A 22,085-nucleotide genomic window follows, 5' to 3' on the forward strand; every position below is an offset into this window, starting at 1 on the left:
CATGAACCTCGCCGAGATCCTCCACCGCGCCGCCGCCGAGCACGGCTCCCGCACCGCCGTCGAGCTGGGCGCCGACACCCTCACCTACGCCGGACTCGACGCCGCTGCCGGCCGGTTCGCCGCGCTGCTCACCGCCCGCGGCGTGAACCCGGGCGACCGGGTGTGCGTGATGCTGCCCAACACCCTCGACTTCCCCGTGCTCTACTACGGCATCCTGCGCGCCGGCGCCGTCGTCGTCCCCATGAACCCGTTGCTCAAGCCCCGGGAGATCGCCCACTACCTGCGGGACTCCGGCGCTGTGCTGCTGTTCGCCCACGAGATGTGCGCCGCCGACGCGGTGCGGGGCGCCGAGGGCACCGCGGCGACCGTGCTCCCGCTCTCCGCGGACACGCTCACCGAACTCCTGGCCGACCATCCGGAGCGGGCCGGCAGCCCGGCCCGCGCGGACGACGACACCGCCGTCCTGCTCTACACCTCCGGGACCACCGGCTCCCCGAAGGGCGCCGAGCTCACCCACGCCAACCTGCTGCGCAACGCCGAGATCAGCGCGCGCTCCCTGTTCCGCCTCACCTCCGAGGACGCCATCCTGGGCTGCCTGCCGCTGTTCCACGCGTTCGGCCAGACGTGCGCGATGAACGCCGCCGTCGCGGCGGGCGCCCGGCTCACCCTGATGACCCGGTTCGACCCGGCCGATGTGCTGCGGATCGTCCACGAGCGGGGCGTCACGATCTTCGCCGGGGTGCCCACCATGTACGCCGCGCTGCTCGCGTCCCGTACCGCGCGGCCCGAGGCGTACGACACCGCCGGCCTGCGCATGTGCGTGTCCGGCGGCGCGTCCCTGCCGGTGGAGGTGCTGCACGGGTTCGAGGAGGCTTTCGGCGTCCCGGTCCTCGAAGGGTTCGGCATGTCCGAGACCTCGCCCGTCGCCTGCTTCAACCACCTCGACCGCCCGCGCAAGGCCGGCTCGGTGGGCACCCCGATCGAGGGCGTCGAGCTGCGCCTGATCGATGTGCACGACGGCGTCGGGGAGTTGTGCGTGCGCGGCCACAACATCATGAAGGGCTACCTCGGCCGCCCGGAGGCCACCGCCGAGGCGCTCCAGGACGGCTGGCTGCGCACCGGCGACCTCGCCCGTGTCGACGAGGACGGCTACTACTACATCGTCGACCGCAAGAAGGACCTCATCATCCGCGGCGGCTTCAACGTCTACCCGCGCGAGGTCGAGGAGGTGCTGTACGAGCACCCCGCCGTCGCCGAGGCGGCCGTCGTCGGCCTGCCCCATCCGACCCTCGGCGAGGAGGTCGCGGCCGCCGTCGCGACCCGCCCCGGGACCGCGGTGACGGCCGAGGAGCTGCGGGAGTTCGTACGGGAGCGGGTGGCGCCCTACAAGTACCCGCGGGAGATCAGGCTGGTGGAGGCGCTGCCGAAGGGCGCCACGGGCAAGATCCTCAAGCGGGAGATCGGTTTCGGCGACGCGTGACCGGTGACGGTCGAGGCCCTGCGCGGCCGGACGCCGTCGCCCCCGGCCGTCCGCCGGGGGCGGCGGCGTTCGCGTCCCCGGGGCCGTGGCGCTCGATCCCGCACACGTGATCCGGCCCGAGGAGCGCGGGCGGAGCAAAAGTTGAGAGTTGTTCACTTTCCATTGACAGGGCGGACCCCGGGGCCCGAAAGTGCCGTGTGCGACCAGCACCCGGCGACCGAAACGAGCCCCCATGACAGCGCCCGTACCCGCGTTCCCGGCCGACTTCCTCTGGGGAGTCTCCGCCTCCGCCTTCCAGATCGAGGGCTCGCTCACGGCCGACGGCCGCGGCCCCTCCAGCTGGGACGCCTTCACCGCGGAACCGGGACGCGTCAAGGACGGCTCGCACGCGGAGGTGGCCACCGACCACTACCGGCGCTATCCCGAGGACGTGGCGCTGATGGCCCGACTGGGCGTCGGCGCCTACCGGTTCTCCGTCTCCTGGTCCCGCGTCCTGCCCGACGGCCACGGCCCGGTCAATGACAAGGGGCTGGACTTCTACGACCGGCTCGTCGACGAGCTGTGCGCCTCGGGGATCGCCCCGGTGCCCACCCTCTTCCACTGGGACACCCCCCTCGCCCTGGAGAAGCGGGGCGGCTGGCTCGACCGGAACACGCCCCAGCGGTTCGCGGACTACGCCTCCGTGGTCGCCGAGCGGCTCGCCGACCGCGTGCCCATGTGGATCACCATCAACGAGCCCGCCGAGGTCACCCTCCTCGGATACGGCCTCGGTGAGCACGCCCCCGGCCGGAGTCTCGTGTTCGACGCCCTGCCCGCGGCCCACCACCAACTCCTCGGCCACGGGCTGGCGGTACAGGCCCTGCGCGCCTCGGGCGCCCGCCGGATCGGCATCGCCGCCTCGCACAGTCCCGTCTGGGCCGCCGGTGACGGCGACGACGACCGGGCGGCCGCCGAGCTGTACGACACCCTCACGAACCGTCTCTTCGCCGACCCCGTCCTCACCGGCGCCTACCCCGACGAGGGCCTGGCCTCGCTCCTCCCCGGCCCGGTGGCGGAGGACCTCAAGACGATCTCGGCCCCCCTGGACTGGTACGGCATCAACTACTACAACCCGATGCTCGTCGGCGCCCCGCGACCGGCCACCGACGCCGACACCTCCTTCGGCGGCATCGAGATCCCCGCGGACCTCCCCTTCGCTGTCCGGCAGATCGAAGGACGCGAACTCACCGACTTCGGCTGGCCGGTGGTCCCGGAGGGACTGCGCGAACTGCTCGCCACCATGCGCGAGCGCTACGGCGACCGCCTGCCGCCCCTCTACATCACCGAGAACGGCTGCTCGTACGGCGACGGCCCCGACCCCGAGACGGGGCGGATCGACGACGCCCGCCGCATCGCGTACCACGACGGCCATGTGCGCGCGCTGCACCAGGCGATGACGGAGGGCGCCGACGTACGGGGGTACTTCATCTGGTCGATCCTCGACAACTTCGAGTGGGCGGAGGGGTACCGGCAGCGGTTCGGGCTCGTCCACGTCGACTACGAGACGCTGGCGCGGACGCCCAAGGCGTCGTACGCCTGGTACCGCGACCTGATCAAGAGCGGCAGATGACCACTGAGGGAACGGCGGCGGGGGGAACCGCGGCAGAGCCCGCCCCCACGTCCGGCACCTCGGTCGGCGCGCGGTGGGTGAGCGCGCTGTCACTCGCCAACCTGGGCGTCTGGGTCGGCTGGTTCGGCCCCCTGCAACTTCTCCTGGCACGCCAGGCCGAGCAGCTGACCCCCGAGCACAAGACCGCCACCCTCGCCCTGGTGACGGGGGTGGGGGCGGCCGTGTCGATGGTCGCCAACCCCGTCTTCGGCGCGCTCTCCGACCGGACGACGGCGTCCGTGGGCCGGCGCATCCCCTGGGTGGTCGCGGGAGTGGCGGGCGGGGCGGCCGGGCTGCTCGTCCTCGCCGGGGCGCGGAGCGTCACGACCGTGATCGCCGGATGGTGCCTGGTCCAGCTCGCCCTCAACGCCGCCTTCGCCGCGCTGACCGCGGCCGTCCCCGACCAGGTGCCGCGGCGGCAGCGCGGCCTGGTCGGCGGCTGGCTCGGCGTCTCACAGGTCGGCGGCATCCTGGTGGGTACCGCGCTGGCCACGGCCGCGGGCGGGGTGAGCGCCGGATACCTCGCCTGCGCGGTCTTCTCGGTGCTCGCGGCCGTCCCGTACGTCCTCATGCGGCGCGACACCCCGCTCGCCGTCGCGGCCCGGCCGGCCTTCCGGTGGCGGACGTTCCTCGGCGGCTTCTGGATCGACCCGCGCCGCCACCCCGACTTCGGGTGGGCCTGGCTCACCCGGTTCCTGATGAACCTGTCGTACTCCATCAGCACGATGTACCTGCTCTACTACCTCACCGACGCCGTGCGCTACGAGGGCGACGCGGACAACGGCGTACTGATCCTCACCGCGCTCAACGCGCTCACCCTGCTGTCCACCGTGGTGATCAGCGGCATCCGGTCGGACCGCAGCGGCCGTCGGAAGCCCTACGTGATCTGGTCGGGTCTCGTCATCGCCGCGGCCACCCTGCTGCTCGCCGTCTGGCAGACGTGGACCGGCGCGGTCGTCGCCTCGCTGGTGCTCGGCCTCGGCTTCGGGGTGTACACGGCCGTCGACTTCGCCCTGCTCACCGACGTGCTGCCGGCGGAGGCGGACCGTGGCAAGGACCTCGGTGTGATCAACATCGCCAACGCCCTGCCCCAGGTACTGGCCCCCGTGGTCGCGGCCCCGGTCGTCACCCACTTCGGCGGGTACACCGCCCTGTACGCCCTCGCGGCCGCACTCGCCCTCGCGGGCTCCGTCCTGGTCCGCCGCATCCGCGCGGTCCCCTGAGGCGAGTGCCCGCGGACTCCTGGCGTCGGCCCCGATGTCCCGCGGGTCGTGGGTCCGGCCGAGCCGGTCGTCGTCCCGCGCACCTCGTGAGTGCTCCGGAAACGACGGGAAAGGCGTCCGGTCGACGCCGTACGGCCGGTTGCCGCCTCGGAAATGACGCGGGAGAAAGTGGAGTGCGCACGGAGGAACCAACGGCGGAATCGATGCCCGGCGGATTCCCCGTTCGCTACCGCGGCTGGGCGATGTCCCGGGCCTGCTGGGCGATGTTCTCCAGCACCACCTTCGGCTCGGCCGAGGGCGCGACCGCCTTGCCGATGTTCCGCTTGATCGTATTGCTGATCTGAAGCCAGGACGGGTCGTTGACCGGGTACAGCTGGGCGGTGCGCAACGCGGTCAGGAACTGTTCCGCGCTGGGATCCGTCGAGGCGTAGCGGGACGCCTGCGTGGCGGAGACCGTCGACGGCAACAGGTGGTAGCGGCCGGCGAACTCGCTGAGGTTCTTGTCCTCGTAGACGAAGTCCAGAAAAGAACCCACCAGTTGGCGGTTCCCGTCGCGCTTGAAGGCCATCATCCAGTCGGCGACGCCCGCCGCCGGCGGGGCCTCCCTGGCGTCCAGCGTGTCCGACACCGGCATGGTCAGGGTGCCCACCTTCACACCCTTGGCCCGCGCCTCGTGCAGGAGCGAGGGATAGCCGTTGACCATGCCGACGTCACCGCGCACGAAGGCGGCGAAGGCGTCCTGCCGGTTGAGCTCGGCCGGCGGGACCGGACCGGTCAGACCCGGCACGACCAGGTTCTCCTTGATCCAGCGGAAGGTCTGCGTGTTCCGCTCGGACGCGATGCTGTACCGGCCGTTGGTGTCGGTGTATCCGCCGCCGTTGCTCAGCTCCCAGATCAGCGCTTCGGCATGCGCCTCCTCGGGACCGAGCGGCAGCGCGTACGGGTAGAGCACGCCCTCGTCCTTCAGGGCGACGGCCGCGTCCTTCAGGTCCGACCACGTCTTCGGCGGCTCCGCGCCGGCCTCCTCGAACAGCTCCTCGTTGTAGAAGAGCAGCCGGCTGCTGGCCACGAAGGGCAGGCCGTAGAGCGTGCCGTCGACCGAACCCGCGTCCGCGAGCGGCGGCAGGAAGTTCGCCTCCGCCCGGATCGACAGCACCTCGCTCGCGGCGTAGAGGCGGTCCTGCGCGGCGAAGTCGGAGTAGGCGCCCATCAGCGCCACGTCAGGGGCGTTGCCCTCCTCGACCATGCGCGTGACCTCGCGGTCGACGTCGGCCCACGGGTAGAGCGTCACCTCCACCTTCTTGCCGGGATTGGCGGCGGCGAAGGCGGCGGTCACCTTGTCCCAGTACGCCTGGGAACTCGTCGCCGGACCGGCGCCGTACTCCGGGGCCACCAGGCGCAACGTCGTCCCGTCACTCCCGGACGAGCCGCAGGCGGTGACGAGGCCGCCCAGGAGCCCGATTGCGGCCACGGAGGCGGTCATGCCGAAGAGTCTTGGTCGCACGGATCTTTCCTCTTGCTCTTTTTGGACAGTGCGCCCGGAATTCTCTCCTGGTCAGAGACGAATTGCGCCCCCTACCGGCGGGTTATGGCCATAGCTCCAACCGGGGCGAATTCGCATGGTGTCTTTCGATATACCGGTGCTTCACCGGACACGCGTAGAACCCTCCACCCTGTCCAGGGCGACTCCGATGCGGAGCATTGACGCACGGACGGGCGACACCACGCCGTCACCGCCGCCGGCGCTCGGACGGTCGCGCCCCGGCCCGGTGACCGCGGCGCGGCCGCGCTACGCCTCGCCGAACAGGGCGCTCGCCCGGGCGGCCCTGCGCGTCCCGGCCGGATACGGCAGCTGCCCGGCCAGCGCCCGCGCGCGCGTCAGCTCCCGCACGCCCTCGGTCGGCCGGGCGAGCCGGGACAGCGTCGTCCCCAGGGCGATCCGCGCCTCCACCTCGACGAGGCGTTCCCCGGTCCGTTCTGCCCGGGCCACCTCGGCGCGTGCGAGCCGCAGCGCGGCTTCCGCGCGCCCCGACAGGAGCTCCGCCCAGGCCGCCAGCACCGGCGCCTCGCCGGTGTGTCCCCCCAGGGCGCGCAGCGCGTCGTCCGGACGACGCGCGTGCAGCGCGAGTTCGGCGCGTGCCGTGCGGACCTCGTGCTCCGCCTGCCGGTCCCCGACCGCGCCGGCCGCGGCCTCCGCACGGTCCAGGAGGACCGTGGCCTGCGACGCGTCTCCGGAGAACATCGTCACGCGCGCCATGGTCGCGAGTGCGTACGGAAGGCACCACGCGTCATACGCCTCCGCGCCCGCCACGGCCTGCTCGGCGAGGGCGCGGGCCGGCTCGGGTTCCCCCAGCAGCAGCCGCAGTTCGGCGAGGTTCAACCGCTCGAACGCGGCGGCGGTCGGATCACCGGACCGTTCGGCCAGGCCGAGCGCGCGGGACCCGATGTCGACGGCCTCCCACAGCCGGCCGGCCCGCCGAGCGTTCTCGCGGAGCGTCGACAGGACCGAGCCGAGCAGGGTCGGGTCGCCGTACGCCTCGGCCGGTGCCAGGGCCTGGTCGCCCGCCTCCCGTGCCTGGTCGAAGCGGCCCGCGAGCCCCAGATTGGCGGCCTGCAGGGCGAAGGCGCGGGCCACCAGCCCCTGTCCGCGCGCTCCCGGGACGTTCCGAGCCGCCGCCAGGGCCTGGCGGGCCGCCTCGGCTCCGGCCCAGTACCGCCCCTGGACACAGCGGACGACCGCCAGGGCGAGGAAGTGGGCCGCGGCGGGTTCCGGCGCGGTGTCCGCCGTCACGGGGTGCTCCCGCAGCGTGCGGCGGCCGGACTCGGGCGCGCTCGTCTTGACGAGCGTCTCGGCGAGCAGTGCCGCCGCCAGCACGGCGTCGTCGTGGGCGCCGCGCCGCTCGAACTCGGCGAGGGAGAGCCGCACGGTGGCGGCGGCCTGTTCGAAGTGGCCCATTCTGCGCAGGACATGGGCGTGGGCGAGCCGGGCCCGGGCCGCGTCGACATCGAGCCGGGCCACCAGATCCCGGTAGTAGCGGTCGGCCGTGTCGTTCGCGTACAGGGCAGCGGCCCGCTCGGCCGCCAGCCGCAGGTACTCGGCCGCACGCGGGTCGTCGGCGCGGGCGAAGTGCGAGGCCAGGGTGTCGACGGCGTCGGGGCGTCGTCGCCGCACCGCCTGCGCGAAGGCGGCGTGCAGCTGCCTGCGGCGGACGACGGCGAGCTGCTCGTAGCAGGTCAGCCGGACCAGCGGATGCCGGAAGGCCATGCCCGCCTCGGGCCGCCCGGCCACCACCACCTGCCGTTCCTCGACCAGCGAGGCGGCGATGGCACGTTCCAGGGCGTCGGTCGCCGCGGCGCCGGACACCGGCGGATGCAGCCCGCGCTCGGCGACGTCGAGCAGTTCGGACAACGCGACGTCACCGCCGGCCACCGCGAGCGCCTCGACGATCCGGCGCACGTCCGTGTCGAGGCGGGTGAACCGCTCGGCGACCAACTCCCGCACCCCCACGGGGGCGCTGCCCGACTCACCACGGGCCGGACCACCGGCCGGACCACGGGCCAGCTCCAGGGCGAACAGCGGGTTGCCGAGGGAGAGTTCCCACACCCGGTCGGCCCGCTCGCCACGGCCGAGATCCGCGCCGGCGTCGCGCACGACCGACAGGCACGCCTCCCTGTCGAGGCGTCCCAGTTCCTCGCGCACGGCCAGGTGCTGGCGCTGCAGCGAGGCCACGATCGAGCGGCGCCGGTCGCCGTCGGGAAGCTCCTCCTCGCGGTAGGTCCCCAGGAACCGCAGAGCCGCTCCGCGCTGGACGGCCCGCCGGGCGAGATGGCCGAGCAGCTGGCACGAGCCGGTGTCGGCGGCATGCAGGTCGTCGAGCACCACCAGCACCGGGCGCACCGCGGCCAGGTCGCCGAGCAGCGCCGCACTCGCCCGGAACAGCCGGTCCCGCTCCTCCTCGGGGCTGCGCACGCCGGACGTGCCCACCTGTCCGAGCGACGGCAGGAAGGCGGCCAGTTCGGGGTACTCGGCGCCGACCCGCGCGCGCTCGGAGGCACTGTGCTCGGCGAGCCAGCCCTCGAGAGCCTCGGCGAACGCCCCGTACGGGGTGTGTCCTTCGGCGTCCTGGCCGCCGCCCCACAGGACGGCGGACCCGGCCGCGGCGGCCCGCCGCGCCACCTCGCCCACCAGCCGGGTCTTGCCCACGCCCGCCTCGCCGGTGAGCAGGGTGACCGGCGGGCCGCCCGCCGCGAGAAGCCGGTCGAGCCAGTCGTCGCGGCCTCGCAGCGGAGGCTCCGCGCTCCTGGCCCGCAGCGGAGCCGGGAGCGGCGGGGCGGCCGGGACGGGAGCGGGCGCGGCGGCCAGCGCCGCCCGGTGCAGCCGCTCCGTCTCCGGCCCCGGCCTGATCCCCAGCGTCGTGTCGAGCACCTCGCGGCACACGTGGTACTGGTGCACGGCGCGTCGACGCAGCCCCTGGCGCAGCCAGGCGTCGATCAGGACGCGGTGGGCCAGCTCCTCGGCCGGGCTGATCGCGAGGACCTGCTCGGCCGCGGCCGCCGCGTCGGCCGCGGCGCCCCGTTCCAGGTGCGCCTCGGCGAGCGCCAGCAGGAGTCGCTCGCGCAGCAGCCCGAGCCGGCCGCGCCGGTCGTCGGCCCACGGGGCGAAGCGGTCCTCAGGGAGCATCTCGCCCGTGAACCGGTCGAGGGCGGCGGTCAGCCGGTCCGTCCCGCCGTCGGCGAGCGCGGTGCGGGCCGCGGTCTCGGCGTCGTCGGCGTCGATCCAGACGGTCGCCGGGTCGAGGCGCAGGAGTCCCCCGTCGGACACCAGGTAGGAGGAGGCGGCGCGGGGGGCCAGTTCGGGTTCGAGGGCGTGCCGGGCGGCGTGCAGGGCGACCCGGAGACTGCCCGCGGCGGCCTGGGCGTCGGCGTCGGGCCAGCAGATCTCCATGGCCTGTTCGCGGTGGAGCCGGTGGCCGGGGACGACGGCGAGCAGCTTCACCAGAGCCCGGGCCCCGGGCCGGGGCCAGCGTTCGGGGAGCGCGGGACCACCGTCACGCGTGGCCCTGAACCCTCCGAAAAGGTGCAGACGCAGCAGCGGAGCACCGGCTTCGCTCCGGGTCGTCCGACGTGCGCTCATGAGGGCGTCACTCTAACCGAGGACGCCGTGGACCCCCTGGGCGCACCAGGGGGTCCACGGTTCGGCCGGTCACTCCGCCCGTGTTCAGGAGAGCTTGTACGTCTTCACCTGGTGGATGCCGTTGTCGGTCACCAGGTAGCCGCCGCCGAACTCCTCGGCCATGCGGTCCATCCCGTTGTCGTCGCTGTTCAGCGACAGCACCTCGTCGACGCCGTCCCCGTCCAGGTCGCCCGCGAAGTGGTTCCGGGCACCCATGAGGGCGCCGATGCTTCCGACCGAGGGCGCCCAGGTGTCCTCGGACTCGAAGATGCTCGGGTCCCAGAGGTACAGGCCGGCCTCGGAACCGGCGACCAGGAGTCGCCGCCCGCCGGGGCCGGTCAGGAAGCCGCCACCGTACGACTGTGGGCTGACACCCTGCTTCGTGTCGTCACCGTTCGCCCGGAAGCGCCGGAACGACGCCGTGCCGCCCTGGTACAGCACCCCGTCCTCGGCGAAGAAGCTGAAGTGCGTCCACAGACCGCCCGAGGTCCAGGTGTGCAGCACCTCGCCGGTGCGGCCGTCGCGGATCTCGAAGTGGTTCTGCGGGCTGAGGGCGTCCGAGTCCCACGTGATGGGTGCGGTGACGGCCCATGTGTAGACGACCGCGTGCCCGTCGGCGTAGGGGATCTCCTCGGAGGCGAAGACGCCCGCGTTGGGGATGACCGTGCGGATGCCGCCGACGGCGGTGTTCGGGGCCTTCGGCGCGTCGGCCCAGCGGGTCCTGCCGTTCCTGGCGTCGAGCCCGACCGCGCCCGTCACGGGCGAGGTCAGGTCGAAGGCGTGGAGGCTCGCGTACGAGGCGTACACCCGTCCGTCGCCCACCGAGGCGTCGGCGAAGCGCACGGCGCCCGCGCTCTTGGGCGCGCTGTACGTCCACAGGGCGCGTCCGTCGCCGCGGTACGCGCGCAGCGCGTCGGTCGGGACGAGGATGTCCAGCGCGGCGTCGCCGTCCAGGTCGGCCAGCTGGGCCGACCTGACGAACTGGCCGCCGCCGTCGATCGTGGCGCGCGTCCTGCCGGTCCTCCCGTCGAGGACGACCGTCGCCGTGTCGGCCGCGACCACGATCTCGGTCCTGCCGTCGCCGTCGACGTCACCGGTCTGGATGTCGTGGACCGCGCCGGGCAGGGTGGCCTGCCACAGCTTCTCCGGCTTGCCGCCGTTCACCAGCGACGGGCCGGAGTAGGCCCACACGCCGTTCGACGAACCGCCCATGACCAGGTCGGTCCTGCCGTCCTTGTTCAGATCCGCGCCCTTGGCGAGGCCGATGTCGCCCCGCAGGGGTGTGACCTGCTCCGCCTTGCCGTTGCCGAGCCTGTACGTCCGGATGTTCTCCGACTGGTCCACCACCCGTACGTGCGTGCCCCGGCCGTCGCTGTAGACGTCCTGGTACATCGGCGCGGCGGCGACGCCCTTCTGCTGCCACGTGACGGTGCCCTTGCCGGAGAACACGGTCAGGGACCCGTAGCGCGAGCCGCCGCGGTTGCCGGCGCCGTCGATCTCGCGGTCGTCCTGGGCGGAGGTGACCAGCATGCCGTCGGCCACCTCCAGTCCCCAGACGCCGGCCCCGTCCTTGCCGTTGGCGGAGTCCCGCTTGATCGTGTTCGACCAGAGCGGTGTGCCCGGGGCGGAGCCGTCGACGACACGGACGGTGGAGGCGTTGATCCACAGGTTCTCGTCGAGCGAGGACTCGGCGACCGCGTACTCGTCACCGGACCTGCCGGTGAGGTCGCCGACCGTCAGGGCGGTGGGGACCACGTTGTCCCGGCCGTCCAGGGTGGCACGGTCACCGGACTTCAGCGTGTAGGCCGCGACCTCGTAGCGCACGGCGTCGGTGGCGTCCGCCTGCTCGATCGCGACGAGCCTCTCGCGGCCTGCGTCCAGGCGCAGTTGACGGCTGTAGAGTGGGCTGTCCGTCTGCCAGGCGACCGAGCCGTCCGTCACGTCGAGGACGAGGGTGCGTCCGCGGGCGGCGACGCCGGTGGCCTTGCGCAGGTTCCAGGAGACGGCGACCCTGCCGTCGCCGAGGTCCTGGATGTCGCCCCAGTTCGCCCGCCGGGCTTCCCCGGTGTCGTACGTCCAGGTCTGCGACGGGGTCAGTCCGCCGTCCGCGGACGAGAAGCGGATTCCGGTCAGGGTGGCCGTGGCGTCGGCCGGGACCTTGGCGTCGCCGCTCATCCGGGGCGCGTCGGCGATGAGGAGCGTGCCGTCGACGATCGTGACCATGGAGGCCCGGTTGAAGAGCTTCGACCAGACCGTCGTACCCGTCCGGCCGTCGAGCACCGTCACGAACGTGCCGGTGCTGAGCGACGAACCCGGAGACGAGAAGGGACGGGGATACGGGTTCGTGCCCACCTGCGCCGAGAAGACGAAGTCCGGGACGCCGTCGCCGCTCAGGTCACCGGCCGCGTAACCGGAGTCCGAGTTGGCGGAGAAGGGCGAGACCGCGTTGTAGCCCATCAGGATCTGTGCCGGGTACGGCTCGACCCGCCACACCTGGAGCGGCTTGACCTGCCAGTCCGTGAAGAGCGAACTGCTGGTGCGGGCCCACACCTCGGCGCCGTCGGCGGTGTGGCGCTGCACGTAACCCATGCTGGTGACCGAGAAGTAGTCGCCCTTGTCGCCGATCGGCACGGTGGCGCCCATGCCGCGCACGCCTTCCAGCGTGGATGTCGCGGTCATCGTGACCTTGGTGGCCGGATCGACGTCGGCGGACGCGTCCAGCCGCGCGCCGTCGGCGGAAGCCGTGTCGGCGGCGCCGCCGGCCGGCTCGGTGTTCGCCTCGGTGGTGTCCTCGGCCTTCTCGTAGGGGTCGAGGGCCACATGGGCGGCCAGGGTCTCGGCCTCGGCGCTGGTCAGCTTCATCGCCGAGCCGCTGTCGTCGGAGGCCAGGGCCTGCGGGGCGGCGGTCAGGCACAGGCCCGCCGCGACCAGGGCGGACGCGAGCCGCGGGGCCCGCCGGGGGTGGTGGGCGGTCATCACTTGGCTCCTCGGGTGAAGCGGACGGCGGTGCCCGCGGTCAGGACCGGCTGGTTGTACGCGTACTGCAGGGCCTCGGCGCCGGACTGGTCCGCGATGCCGACGGTGGCGCCCGCGCCCTTGTCGGCGACCGACCGGTACTGCAGGGTCACGGCCCCGTCGGCCTCGTGGAAGACCACCTCGAAGGTGGAGCGGCCCGAAGTGCCGTTCGCGTAGGCGGCGTCGTTCCAGACGATGGCGAAGGTGCGGCTGCCCGCGGTGCCGTTGACGGCCGTCTGTACGGAGGACTTCCTGTCCACCGTCAGGTCGTCCCACAGCGGGGCGATGACGCCCTTGACACCGTTGACGCCGGTCGTCGGCAGCGCGGTGTTGTTGTAGTCGCCGACCCGGGAGGACAGGAAGTTCACCAGCCCGTCGGTGGTGACGGAGACGGAGGTGTAGGAGACGCCGTAGTGCTGCACGGGGAAGGGCAGCGCGACGGTGGCGGAGTCCTCGTCACCGGACAGGGCGACCTTCTTCGTGCCCGCGATCCACGCGTACGCGGCGGGTGCGCAGGAGTTGCCCGAGCCGTCGGTGCGGTGGGGGAGCCGTACGTTCATCGTCAGGTCCGTGGAGCCGACCTGAGCGGTGCCGGTGTGGACGCCGTTGCACAGGACCGGGGCAGCGGGCTTCACCGTCAGGCGGTAGGAGCCCTCGGCGACCTCGGCGAAGGAGTACCGGCCCTTCGCGTCGGTGGTGACGGCGTCGAGCGGGACGCCGGCGAGCTCGACCCGCGCACCCGTCAGCGCCTTGCCGGTGACGTCGACGACGGTGCCGGAGACCATGTGCGCGGGGACCGCGGTCAGGGCGATGTCCTGCGTGAACGTCTGGCTGTCGGCGAGGACGACGCCGGTCGCCGAGCCGGTCGCGTAGCCGTAGCCGCCGAACGTGAAGGAGTACGTGCCGGCGGGCAGCGGCAGCCGGTAGGCGCCGTCCGTGCCGGTGGTGACCGTACGGGTGGAGCCGGCGGTGTCGGCCGCCGTGACGGTGACGCCGGGCAGCGCCGAGCCGGTGGCCGCGTCCGTGACCGTGCCGGTGACGGTGGCCGCGGTGTGCGGAGCCCTGTCGACGGAGGCGAGGATGTCGAGCTTGCCCTCGCCCCACACGTTGTTCATGCCGGCGGTGCCGCCGCAGTGGGTGTCGTCGACGTCGCGTGCGCCCTCGCCGAGGAGCGCGCGGGTCCCGTCGATGTCGCCGATCAGCGAAGGGGCGGCCGACCACAGCAGGGCCACGGCCCCGGCGACGTGCGGCGTGGCCATCGACGTACCGTTCGAGCTCCGGTACGTCGAGCCCGGCCAGGTGGAGCGGACGTCGACACCGGGCGCGGAGATGTTCGGCTTCGCCGAACCGTCGACCAGCGAGGGCCCGAATCCGGAGAACGAGGCGATCCTGCCGGTGGAGTCGTAGGCGCCGACGCCGTAGGAGGGAGCCTGGGAGCCCGGCGCGTGCGCGGTGGAGCAGGTTCTGCCGTCACCGTCGTTGCCCGCCGCGAACGCCTCGAAGATGCCCGCGGCGTTCCAGGCTTCGACGATGTCCTGGTAGAACGTCGTGTCGCCGCCGCCCCAGGAGTTGTTGACGATGTTCGGCGCGAGGTCCGGGCGCGGGTTCTGCCCGTTGTGGTCGGTCGGCGCGAGAATCCACTGGCCCGCCGCGAGCAGGGACTCGTCGGAACAGGAAGAGGTCTCACAGCCCTTGGCGGCCATCCAGGTGGCGTTCGGCGCCACGCCGATGCCGTTCGCGCCGACCATGGTGCCCATGGTGTGGGTGCCGTGACCGTTGTTGTCGCACGGGACACCGGTGGCGCCGCACTCGCCGGTCGGGTCGTAGAAGTTGTAGTCGTGCGAGAAGGAGCCGTCGCCCTTGTTGCCGCGGTAGTTGGCGACGAGATCGGGGTGGTCGTACTGCACACCGGAGTCGATGTTGGCGATGACGATGCCCTCGCCCCGGTCGTCGTACTGCTTCCAGACGTCGTCGGCGTTGATGTCGGCGACACCCCACTCCGGTGTGCCCTCGGCGGCGGTGCCGTCCGTGGCCGTCCGGGAGGACGAGGTCCTTCCGTCGGCCGCCGCGACGCCGTCGAGGTGGTAGGTCCGCGTCGGGACGATCGAGGCGACGTCGGCGCGTTCCGCCAGCTGGTTCACCAGCTTCTCGTCGCCCGTGACCTTGACGGCGTTGGCGATCCAGAAGTCCTGGTGTCCGATCCTCCTCGTGTCGAGGAAGGAGCGCAGCGCACGCTGACTGGTCTCCGCGTGGGCGCGCAGCTCGCCGTACGCGGCCTCGGCCTTGGCGGCATGCGAGCGCTTCTTCCCGGCGGCGGAGAGGTCCGCCCGGTCCTTGAGCAGGACGAAGAAGGACGCCTGACCGCCGCCGTCCACGGCGTCCAGCACGGTGGCGTCGATCTTCGGGGACGGCGGGGCGGCGGCCGCGGGTGTCGGGGCGGTCAGCAGTGCCGCCGCGGTGAGGGCGGCCGCCGCCAGGACGGCGTGTCGACGCCAGGGGGGTTGGGGCAGGTGCATCGGGGGTTGCTCCTCCAGGAACGCTTCGGGGGAGCCCGACGCTAGGCAGGCGCCGTTACTCGGGCATTACAGCGCCCGGCCCGGGTCCCGGGCGCTCACCGGAACGCGTCGGCGCCCGGGCCGGTGAGCGCCGAAGTCCGGCGCCGCTCCCTCGCCGGACGCACCCGTGAGGGCGGCCGGTGCCACGGGTCCGGCCGTACCGCTCGGGTACGCGACGGCCGGGACCCGTGTGGTCACGTCGCGGGGAGGCCCAGCTCGGCTGCCAGGCGGGCGCGGTGCCAGGCCGGCGGGCCGAAGAGCTGGGCCGAGCCGTGCGCGCGCTTGAAGTAGCGGTGGGCGTCGTGCTCCCAGGTGATGCCGATGCCGCCGTGCAGCTGGATCATCTCGCCCGCCACCGCCGAGAACGCCTCCGAGCAGGCCGACTTGGCCCCGGCCGCGAGGCGGGCCAGGTCCGGGGAGTCGGCGGCCGCCGCGAAGGCGGCGCCGAGCGCGGCCGAACGCGCCGATTCCACCAGGACGTACGCGTCCGCGAGGCGGTGCTTCACCGCCTGGAAGGAGCCGATGGGCCGGCCGAACTGGATCCGCTCCCGGGCGTAGGCGAGCGTGAGCTCCAGGCAGCGCGAGGCGGCTCCGACCTGCTCGGCGGCGAGCGCCGCGCAGGCCAGGTCCAGTGCTCGCGACAGCACCCGGCCGCCGTCACCCTCCGCTCCGACGAGCCGGGCCTCGGCCCCGGTGAGCACCACGCGCGCCTGCGGACGGGTGGAGTCCATCGTCACCGACGCCTCGCGGTGCACGCCCGTGCCGTCCGCGGACACCTCGAAGAGCGAGACTCCCGCTCCCGATCGGGCCGCCACGAGCAGCACCTCGGCCGTCGCACCGTCCAGGACGTGCTCCTTCGCGCCGGTGATCCGCCAGCTCCCGCCGGGCCCCGGGGCGGCCTCGGCCCGCACGGCGGCCGGGTCCCAGGAACCGTGCTCGGCCCAGGCGAGGGCCCCCACCACGGAGCCCGAGGCGAGTCCCGGCAGCAGGCGCGTACGGGCCGTCTCGTCGTCGGCCGTGAGCAGGGCCTGCACCACGAGCACCGCGGAGCCGAGGTAGGGGACGGGACTCAGCTCCCGGCCCAGTTCCTCCATCACCACGCCGACCTCGCGGGCTCCGCACCCCGCCCCGCCGTACTTCTCCGGGACGGCGAGCCCCGCGACCCCGATCTGCCCCGTCAGCGGCCGCCAGGCCGCGTCCCCCGCATGTCGTCCGAGTACGCCCCGCACCGCGGCCCGCAGCTCTTCCTGTTCCTCCGTCAGCCTCACGCTTCTGCTCCTTCTCGTTGTCGGGCCCGGTCCGCGCCGCTCAGCGCGCGAGGACCCGGGCCCGGCAGGCGGCGGGGGTGCCCCAGGCGTCGCGGAGGGGACGGGCCTTGCGGATCCACAGGGCCAGGTCCAGCTCCTCCGTGTAGCCGACGGCCCCGTGGAGCTGCAGGGCCGTGCGGGCCGCCGCGTACGCGGCCTCGCCCGCCGTGACCTTCGCCGCGGCGATCTCGGCGGACGCGTGGTCCGCTGCGCGCGCCAGGGCCAGCGCCGCGGACGCGACCAGGGGCTGAGCGAACTCCAGGGCGATGAGCGTGTCGGCCAGGCGGTGCTTGACCGCCTGGAACGAGCCGATGGGGACGCCGAACTGGGTGCGCTGCCCGACGTACTCGACGGTCCGGTCGAGGAGGGCGCGGCCGAGGCCGAGGGACTGCGCGGCGGTGGCCAGCGCGGCGACATCGGCGGCGTGCGCGGCCGCCGAGGCGACCGCCGGGCCCCGTGCCAGGACGGTGCCGCCGAGCGGACGGGCAAGCCGGCGCGCGGGGTCGGCCGAGGGCTGGACCGGTCCCGCGGCCCGCGCCAGGCGTACGGTGTCGCCCTCGACGAGGAGTACGGCGTCGGCGGCGTCCGGATCCAGGGCGTAGGGGCCGCCGACGGCCGGAAAGCAGAGCGAGACGACGGCCTTCCCGGCGGCGATCTGCGGCAGCCAGGCCGCTGCCCCCGCGTCCCCGAGACGGTCGAGGAGAGCGGCGGCCGCGACGGTCTCCACCAGCGGGCCGGGCACCGCGTGCCGGCCCAGCTCGGTGAAGGCGACGGTCAGTTCGACCGGGAGCGGTCCCAGGCCGTCGTGCCGTTCCGGTACGGCGAGGGCGAAGACTCCGGCTTCCGCGATCCGCGTCCAGAGGGTGCGGCCGAGCGCGGTGTCCCCGGTCGCCCAGGCCCGTACCGCTCCGGGGGTGTCGGCCGCGGTGAGCATGGAGCGCAGGGAGCGGGCGAACTCCCGCTGTTCGTCGTCGAGGAGGAACCGCATCACCGGCGTCCCTTCGGGAGGCCGAGCAGCCGCTCGGCGATGATGTCGCGCTGGATCTCGTTCGTGCCGGCGTAGATGGGGCCGGCGAGGGAGAAGGTGTGGCCCTCGGCCCAACCCCCGTGTGCGGGTGCGTCCTCGGCCTCGTCGGACAGTTCGCCGTACGGTCCGAGGAGGTCGAGGGCGGTCTCGTGGAGCGCGATGTCGAGTTCGGACCAGAAGACCTTGTTGAGGCTCGACTCGGCGCCGATCGTCCCTCCGGCGGCGATCCGGGAGGCGTTGGCGTAGGTGAAGAGGCGGTAGGCGCGGGCGCCGATGACCGCGTCGGCGACCCGGTCGCGCAGGGAGGTGTCGGACGGGTCGGCGTTCTCCCGCCACAGCCCGGTCAGGCGTTCGGCGGCGGCGGTGAAGCGGCCCGGGCTGCGCAGGGTCAGCCCCCGTTCGTTGCCCGCGGTGCTCATCGCGACCCGCCAGCCCTGTCCCGGCTCGCCGATCACGTCCTCGTCGGGCACGAAGACGCCGTCGAGGAAGAGTTCGGCGAAGGCGGGCTTGCCGTCGAGGCGCCCGATGGGCCGTACGGTCACCCCGTCGGCGTCCAGCGGGAACATCAGGTAGGTCAGGCCCTGGTGGGGTCTTCCGGCGGAGGGGTCGCTGCGGAACAGTCCGAAGGCGCGGTCGGCGAAGGCCGCCCGGGACGACCAGGTCTTCTGGCCGCTCACGAGCCAGCCGCCTTCGGTCCGTTCGGCCGTGGAGCGCAGCGAGGCGAGGTCGGAGCCCGATTCCGGCTCGGACCATGCCTGGGCCCAGACGACCTCGCCGCCGGCCATGGCGGGCAGGACGCTGGCGCGCTGTTCGGCGGTGCCGTGCTCGAAGAGGGTGGGGGCCAGCAGGTTGATGCCGTTCTGGCTGACCCGGCCGGGGGCGCCCGCCGCGTAGTACTCCTCCTCGAAGATCAGCCACCGGAGGATCGACGCGCCCCGGCCGCCGTACTCCTCGGGCCAGGAGACCACCGACCAGCGGTCCGCGAACAGGGTCCGCTCCCACTCCCGGTGAGCGGCGAAGCCCTCCTCCGTCTCCAGGGAGGGCAGGGGGGAGCGGGGTACGTGGGCGGCGAGCCAGGCGCGGGCCTCGGCCCGGAAGGCTTCCTCCGCCGCGGAGAAGTCGAGGTCCATCAGGCTCCCGCCTCCTGGGGATAGGGGGGTCGCTCCGCGGAGTGCCGCCGCATCGAGCGAATGTCCATGCCGCCCAGGGCGTCGGGGGCGGTCTCGACGTTGTGCGCGTGCGCCAGGTGGTGCAGCCCGAAGACCGAGTCCATGCCGGTGTGCAGACCTTGCAGGTCCTCGGCCTGGTTGACGGCGCGCTTGGTGAGGGCCAGGCCCATGCGGGGCATCTCGGCGATCCTGGCCGCCAGTTCCATGGTCCGCTCGGTCAGCTCCGCCGTCGGGACGACCCGGTTGACCATGCCGACCTCGTAGGCGCGGCGGGCGCCCATGCGGTCGCCCGTGTACAGGAACTCCTTGGCGATGCGCGGTGGCATCACCCAGGGGTGGGCGAAGTACTCGACGCCGGGGATGCCCATGCGGACCACCGGGTCGGCGAAGAACGCGTCCTCGGCGGCGACGATGAGGTCGCACACCCAGGCGAGCATCAGGCCGCCGGCGACGCAGGCGCCCTGCACGGACGCGACCATCGGTTTGGGCAGTTCGCGCCAGCGCCGGCACATGCCCAGGTAGACCTCGGACTCGCGGGCGAAGCGGCTCTCGGCGCCCCGCTTGTCCGAGTGGTCCCACCAGAGTCCGGCCCTGCGGTCGAACGGCAGGTGGGCGTCCCGCTCGGGGGTGCCTATGTCGTGTCCGGCGGAGAAGTGCTTCCCCGCTCCGGCGAGCACGACGACCTTGACCTCGTCGTCGTCGGCCGCGCGGTAGAAGGCGCGGTCGAGGGCGTAGGTCATCGCGGAGTTCTGGGCGTTGCGGTAGTCGGGCCGGTCCATCGTGACGAAGGCCACCGGGCCTTGGCGTGCGTAGCGGACAGGTTCCGTGGATGCGGTGCGGGCAGCGGACATCCGCCCTCCTTCCCTAACAAGTGTTTGGTAGGTTAACGTACGGCCATGAGCAACGTCGAGGAGTTCCGCAGAGAGGTGCGCGGCTGGCTGCGGACCCATCTCACGGGGGAGTTCGCCGCCCTGCGCGGGCGCGGCGGACCCGGGCGGGAACACGAGGCGCACGCCGAACGCCTCGCCTGGGAACGCCACATGGCCGGCGCGGGGTGGACCTGTGTCGGATGGCCCAAGGAGTACGGAGGCCGGGGCGCCACGCTGGAACAGCAGGTCGCCTTCCACGAGGAGTACGCCCTCGCCGACGCCCCCGCCCGCGTCAGCCACATCGGCGAACAGCTCCTCGGGCCCACCCTCATCGCCTTCGGCACACCCGCCCAGCGCGAGCGCTTCCTCCCGCCGATCGTGGCCGTCGAGGAGCTGTGGTGCCAGGGCTACTCGGAGCCGGACGCGGGTTCGGACCTGGCCAACGTCCGGACCCGCGCCGAGCGGGAGGACGGGGGAGAGTGGGTGGTCACCGGGCAGAAGGTGTGGACCTCACTCGCGCACGAAGCCGACTGGTGCTTCGTCGTCGCCCGCACCGAGCCCGGGTCGACCCGCCACCGGGGCCTGTCCTACCTCCTCGTCCCCCTGGACCAGCCAGGTGTCGAGATCAGGCCGATCGTCCAGCTGACCGGGACCTCGGAGTTCAACGAGGTGTTCTTCGACGGGGCCCGCACCCACGCCTCCCACGTCGTCGGCGACCCCGGCGACGGCTGGCGGGTGGCGATGGCCACCCTCGGCTTCGAGCGGGGCGTGTCCACCCTCGGCCAGCAGGTCGGCTTCCGACGCGAGCTGGAGGCCGTCATCGAGCTGGCCAAGCGCAACGGCGCGGCCGCCGATCCGCTCATCCGCGACCGGATCGCCCGTGCCTGGATCGGCCTGGAGACCATCCGGTGCAACGCCCTTCGCATGCTCGGCGCAGTGGCGTCCGGGGCGCCCGGTCCCGAGGCGTCCATCGGGAAGATCTTCTGGGCCACCTGGCACCGGGAGCTGGGCGAGCTCGCCATGGACGTCTGCGGCGCCGCCGGCATGCTGGCCGCCGGCGAGCCCTACGACCTCACCGACTGGCAGCGGCTGTACCTCTTCTCCCGCTCCGACACCATCTACGCCGGCTCCAACGAGATCCAGCGCAACATCATCGCCGAGCGCGTCCTCGGCCTGCCCAAGGAGGTCCGCCCGTGACCACCCCCCACACACCTCCGGCATACGTGCCGGGCCACGGCCTGCTCGCCGGCCGCACCGCCGTGGTCACCGCCGCCGCGGGGGCGGGCATCGGCGGCGCGACCGCCAGGCGCCTCCTGGAGGAAGGCGCGCGGGTCGTCGTCTCCGACGCCCACGCCCGCAGGCTGACGGAGTCCGAGGCCGAGCTCGCCGCGGAGTTCGGCGCCGACCGCGTCGCCGCCCTGGCCTGCGACGTCACCGACGAGACCCAGGTCGCCGCCCTGTTCGACCTGGCCGTGGAGCGCCACGGACGCCTCGACATCGTCGTCAACAACGCGGGCCTCGGCGGCACCGCCGAACTCGTCGACATGGTCGACGAGCAGTGGGACAAGGTCCTCGACGTCACCCTGAACGGAACGTTCCGCTGCACCCGCGCCGCGCTGCGCCGGATGAAGGACGCCGGCGCCGGGGGAGTCGTCGTCAACAACGCCTCGGTGATCGGCTGGCGCGCCCAGAAGGGGCAGGCCCACTACGCCGCCGCCAAGGCCGGCGTGATGGCCCTCACCCGCTGCGCCGCCCTGGAGGCCGCCGCGTACGGGGTCCGGGTCAACGCCGTCTCCCCGAGCCTGGCCATGCACCCGCACCTGGTGAAGGTCACCTCCGCGGACCTCCTCGCCGAGCTCACCGAACGCGAGGCGTTCGGGCGCTACGCGGAGCCGTGGGAGGTGGCCAACGTGATCGTCTTCCTGGCCAGCGGCTACTCCTCGTACCTCACCGGAGAGGTCCTCTCCGTCAGCAGCCAGCACGCGTGAGCCGAGGCCGGCGGACAGGAGGAGCGCCATGGTGAACCCGGCGCCCGCGCGACGCGAGGCGATCCTCGCCGTCGCGGCCGAGGTGTTCGCCGCCCAGGGGTACAACGCCACCACGGTCCGGGAGATCGCCGACGCGGCGGGCATGCTCGCGGGCAGCCTCTACTACCACTTCGACTCCAAGGACTCGATGCTCGACGAGATCCTCTCGTCCTTCCTGACGGAGCTGTGGGACGGGTACGACGCCGTCCTCGCCGCCGGGCTCGGCCCCCGGGAGACCATCGAGGCCCTCGTCACCGAGTCCTTCCGGGAGATCGACCGGCACCGCGCCGCCGTCGCCATCTTCCAGAAGGAGTCCCGGCACCTCCAGGACCAGCCGCGCTTCGGCTACCTCGTCGACTCGCAGCGCGGGTTCGAGAAGGCCTGGCTGGAGACCCTGGAGCGCGGGGTCGCCGCGGGAGTCTTCCGGGCCGACCTCGACGTCCGGCTCACCTACCGCTTCGTGCGCGACACCGTGTGGGTCGCCGCCTCCTGGTACCGGCCGTCCGGCCGGCACGGCCCGGAGGAGATCGCCCGCCAGTACCTGTCGATGGTGCTGGAGGGCATCGCCCTCCGTACATGACCTGACAAAATA

At 73.2% G+C, this 22,085-nt stretch carries 14 protein-coding genes; 6 read left to right on the top strand and 8 right to left on the bottom strand.

The window, feature by feature from the left end; all coding sequences use genetic code 11:
- Position 1: 1 nt before the first annotated feature.
- The 3 genes from AB0D99_RS07135 to AB0D99_RS07145 all read left to right on the top strand — a co-directional run bounded on the left by AB0D99_RS07135 (position 2) and on the right by AB0D99_RS07145 (position 4,351).
- Complete coding sequence (locus tag AB0D99_RS07135; RefSeq protein ID WP_362357843.1) at positions 2-1,480, top strand: long-chain fatty acid--CoA ligase; 1,479 nt, start codon at positions 2-4, stop codon at positions 1,478-1,480.
- Positions 1,481-1,712: 232 nt separating this feature from the next.
- Positions 1,713-3,089, top strand: coding sequence for a GH1 family beta-glucosidase (locus AB0D99_RS07140; protein WP_362357845.1), 1,377 nt, complete (start codon positions 1,713-1,715; stop codon positions 3,087-3,089).
- Complete coding sequence (locus AB0D99_RS07145) at positions 3,086-4,351, top strand: MFS transporter (RefSeq protein ID WP_362357847.1); 1,266 nt, start codon at positions 3,086-3,088, stop codon at positions 4,349-4,351. The genes AB0D99_RS07140 and AB0D99_RS07145 overlap by 4 nt, the downstream gene beginning before the upstream one ends.
- Before the next feature lie 226 nt (positions 4,352-4,577).
- Here the strand turns inward: AB0D99_RS07145 and AB0D99_RS07150 are convergent, their stop codons facing one another.
- The 8 genes from AB0D99_RS07150 to AB0D99_RS07185 all read right to left on the bottom strand — a co-directional run bounded on the left by AB0D99_RS07150 (position 4,578) and on the right by AB0D99_RS07185 (position 19,448).
- Positions 4,578-5,834: an extracellular solute-binding protein gene (locus AB0D99_RS07150; protein ID WP_362357849.1), complete on the bottom strand. Its 1,257-nt coding sequence runs from the start codon at positions 5,832-5,834 to the stop codon at positions 4,578-4,580.
- 306 nt (positions 5,835-6,140) lie between these two features.
- The gene (locus AB0D99_RS07155; protein ID WP_362357851.1) at positions 6,141-9,485 is read right to left on the bottom strand and encodes an AAA family ATPase; all 3,345 of its coding nucleotides are present in this window, start codon (positions 9,483-9,485) and stop codon (positions 6,141-6,143) included.
- Positions 9,486-9,569: 84 nt separating this feature from the next.
- Entirely contained in the window at positions 9,570-12,500 is a 2,931-nt protein-coding gene (locus AB0D99_RS07160) for a VCBS repeat-containing protein (RefSeq protein WP_362357853.1), read from the bottom strand.
- Positions 12,500-15,055, bottom strand: coding sequence for a S8 family serine peptidase (locus AB0D99_RS07165; protein WP_362357855.1), 2,556 nt, complete (start codon positions 15,053-15,055; stop codon positions 12,500-12,502). The genes AB0D99_RS07160 and AB0D99_RS07165 overlap by 1 nt, the downstream gene beginning before the upstream one ends.
- A gap of 233 nt (positions 15,056-15,288) precedes the next feature.
- On the bottom strand, positions 15,289-16,362 hold the full coding sequence (locus tag AB0D99_RS07170; RefSeq protein ID WP_362357857.1) for an acyl-CoA dehydrogenase family protein: 1,074 nt from the start codon (positions 16,360-16,362) through the stop codon (positions 15,289-15,291).
- Between the two features lie 40 nt (positions 16,363-16,402).
- Positions 16,403-17,389, bottom strand: a complete 987-nt coding sequence (locus AB0D99_RS07175) for an acyl-CoA dehydrogenase family protein (protein WP_362357859.1) — start codon at positions 17,387-17,389, stop codon at positions 16,403-16,405.
- A complete protein-coding gene (locus AB0D99_RS07180; RefSeq protein WP_362357861.1) occupies positions 17,389-18,558 on the bottom strand; it encodes an acyl-CoA dehydrogenase family protein in 1,170 nt (389 codons plus the stop codon). Before AB0D99_RS07180 ends, AB0D99_RS07175 begins: the two co-directional genes overlap by 1 nt.
- Complete coding sequence (locus tag AB0D99_RS07185; protein WP_362357862.1) at positions 18,558-19,448, bottom strand: enoyl-CoA hydratase; 891 nt, start codon at positions 19,446-19,448, stop codon at positions 18,558-18,560. The genes AB0D99_RS07180 and AB0D99_RS07185 overlap by 1 nt, the downstream gene beginning before the upstream one ends.
- A 45-nt stretch (positions 19,449-19,493) precedes the next feature.
- On the opposite strand from AB0D99_RS07185, the gene AB0D99_RS07190 reads away from it, so the two are divergent.
- The 3 genes from AB0D99_RS07190 to AB0D99_RS07200 are packed head-to-tail and all read left to right on the top strand — an operon-like array spanning position 19,494 to position 22,073.
- Entirely contained in the window at positions 19,494-20,663 is a 1,170-nt protein-coding gene (locus AB0D99_RS07190; RefSeq protein WP_362357864.1) for an acyl-CoA dehydrogenase family protein, read from the top strand.
- Positions 20,660-21,454 carry an SDR family oxidoreductase gene (locus AB0D99_RS07195; RefSeq protein ID WP_362357866.1) on the top strand — a complete coding sequence of 265 codons (795 nt, stop codon included), beginning with the start codon at positions 20,660-20,662 and terminating at the stop codon, positions 21,452-21,454. Before AB0D99_RS07190 ends, AB0D99_RS07195 begins: the two co-directional genes overlap by 4 nt.
- Before the next feature lie 28 nt (positions 21,455-21,482).
- Positions 21,483-22,073, top strand: a complete 591-nt coding sequence (locus tag AB0D99_RS07200) for a TetR/AcrR family transcriptional regulator (protein ID WP_362357868.1) — start codon at positions 21,483-21,485, stop codon at positions 22,071-22,073.
- Positions 22,074-22,085: the final 12 nt, after the last annotated feature.

The sequence above is a fragment of the Streptomyces sp. NPDC047971 genome (assembly GCF_040653355.1).
GTDB lineage: Bacteria > Actinomycetota > Actinomycetes > Streptomycetales > Streptomycetaceae > Streptomyces.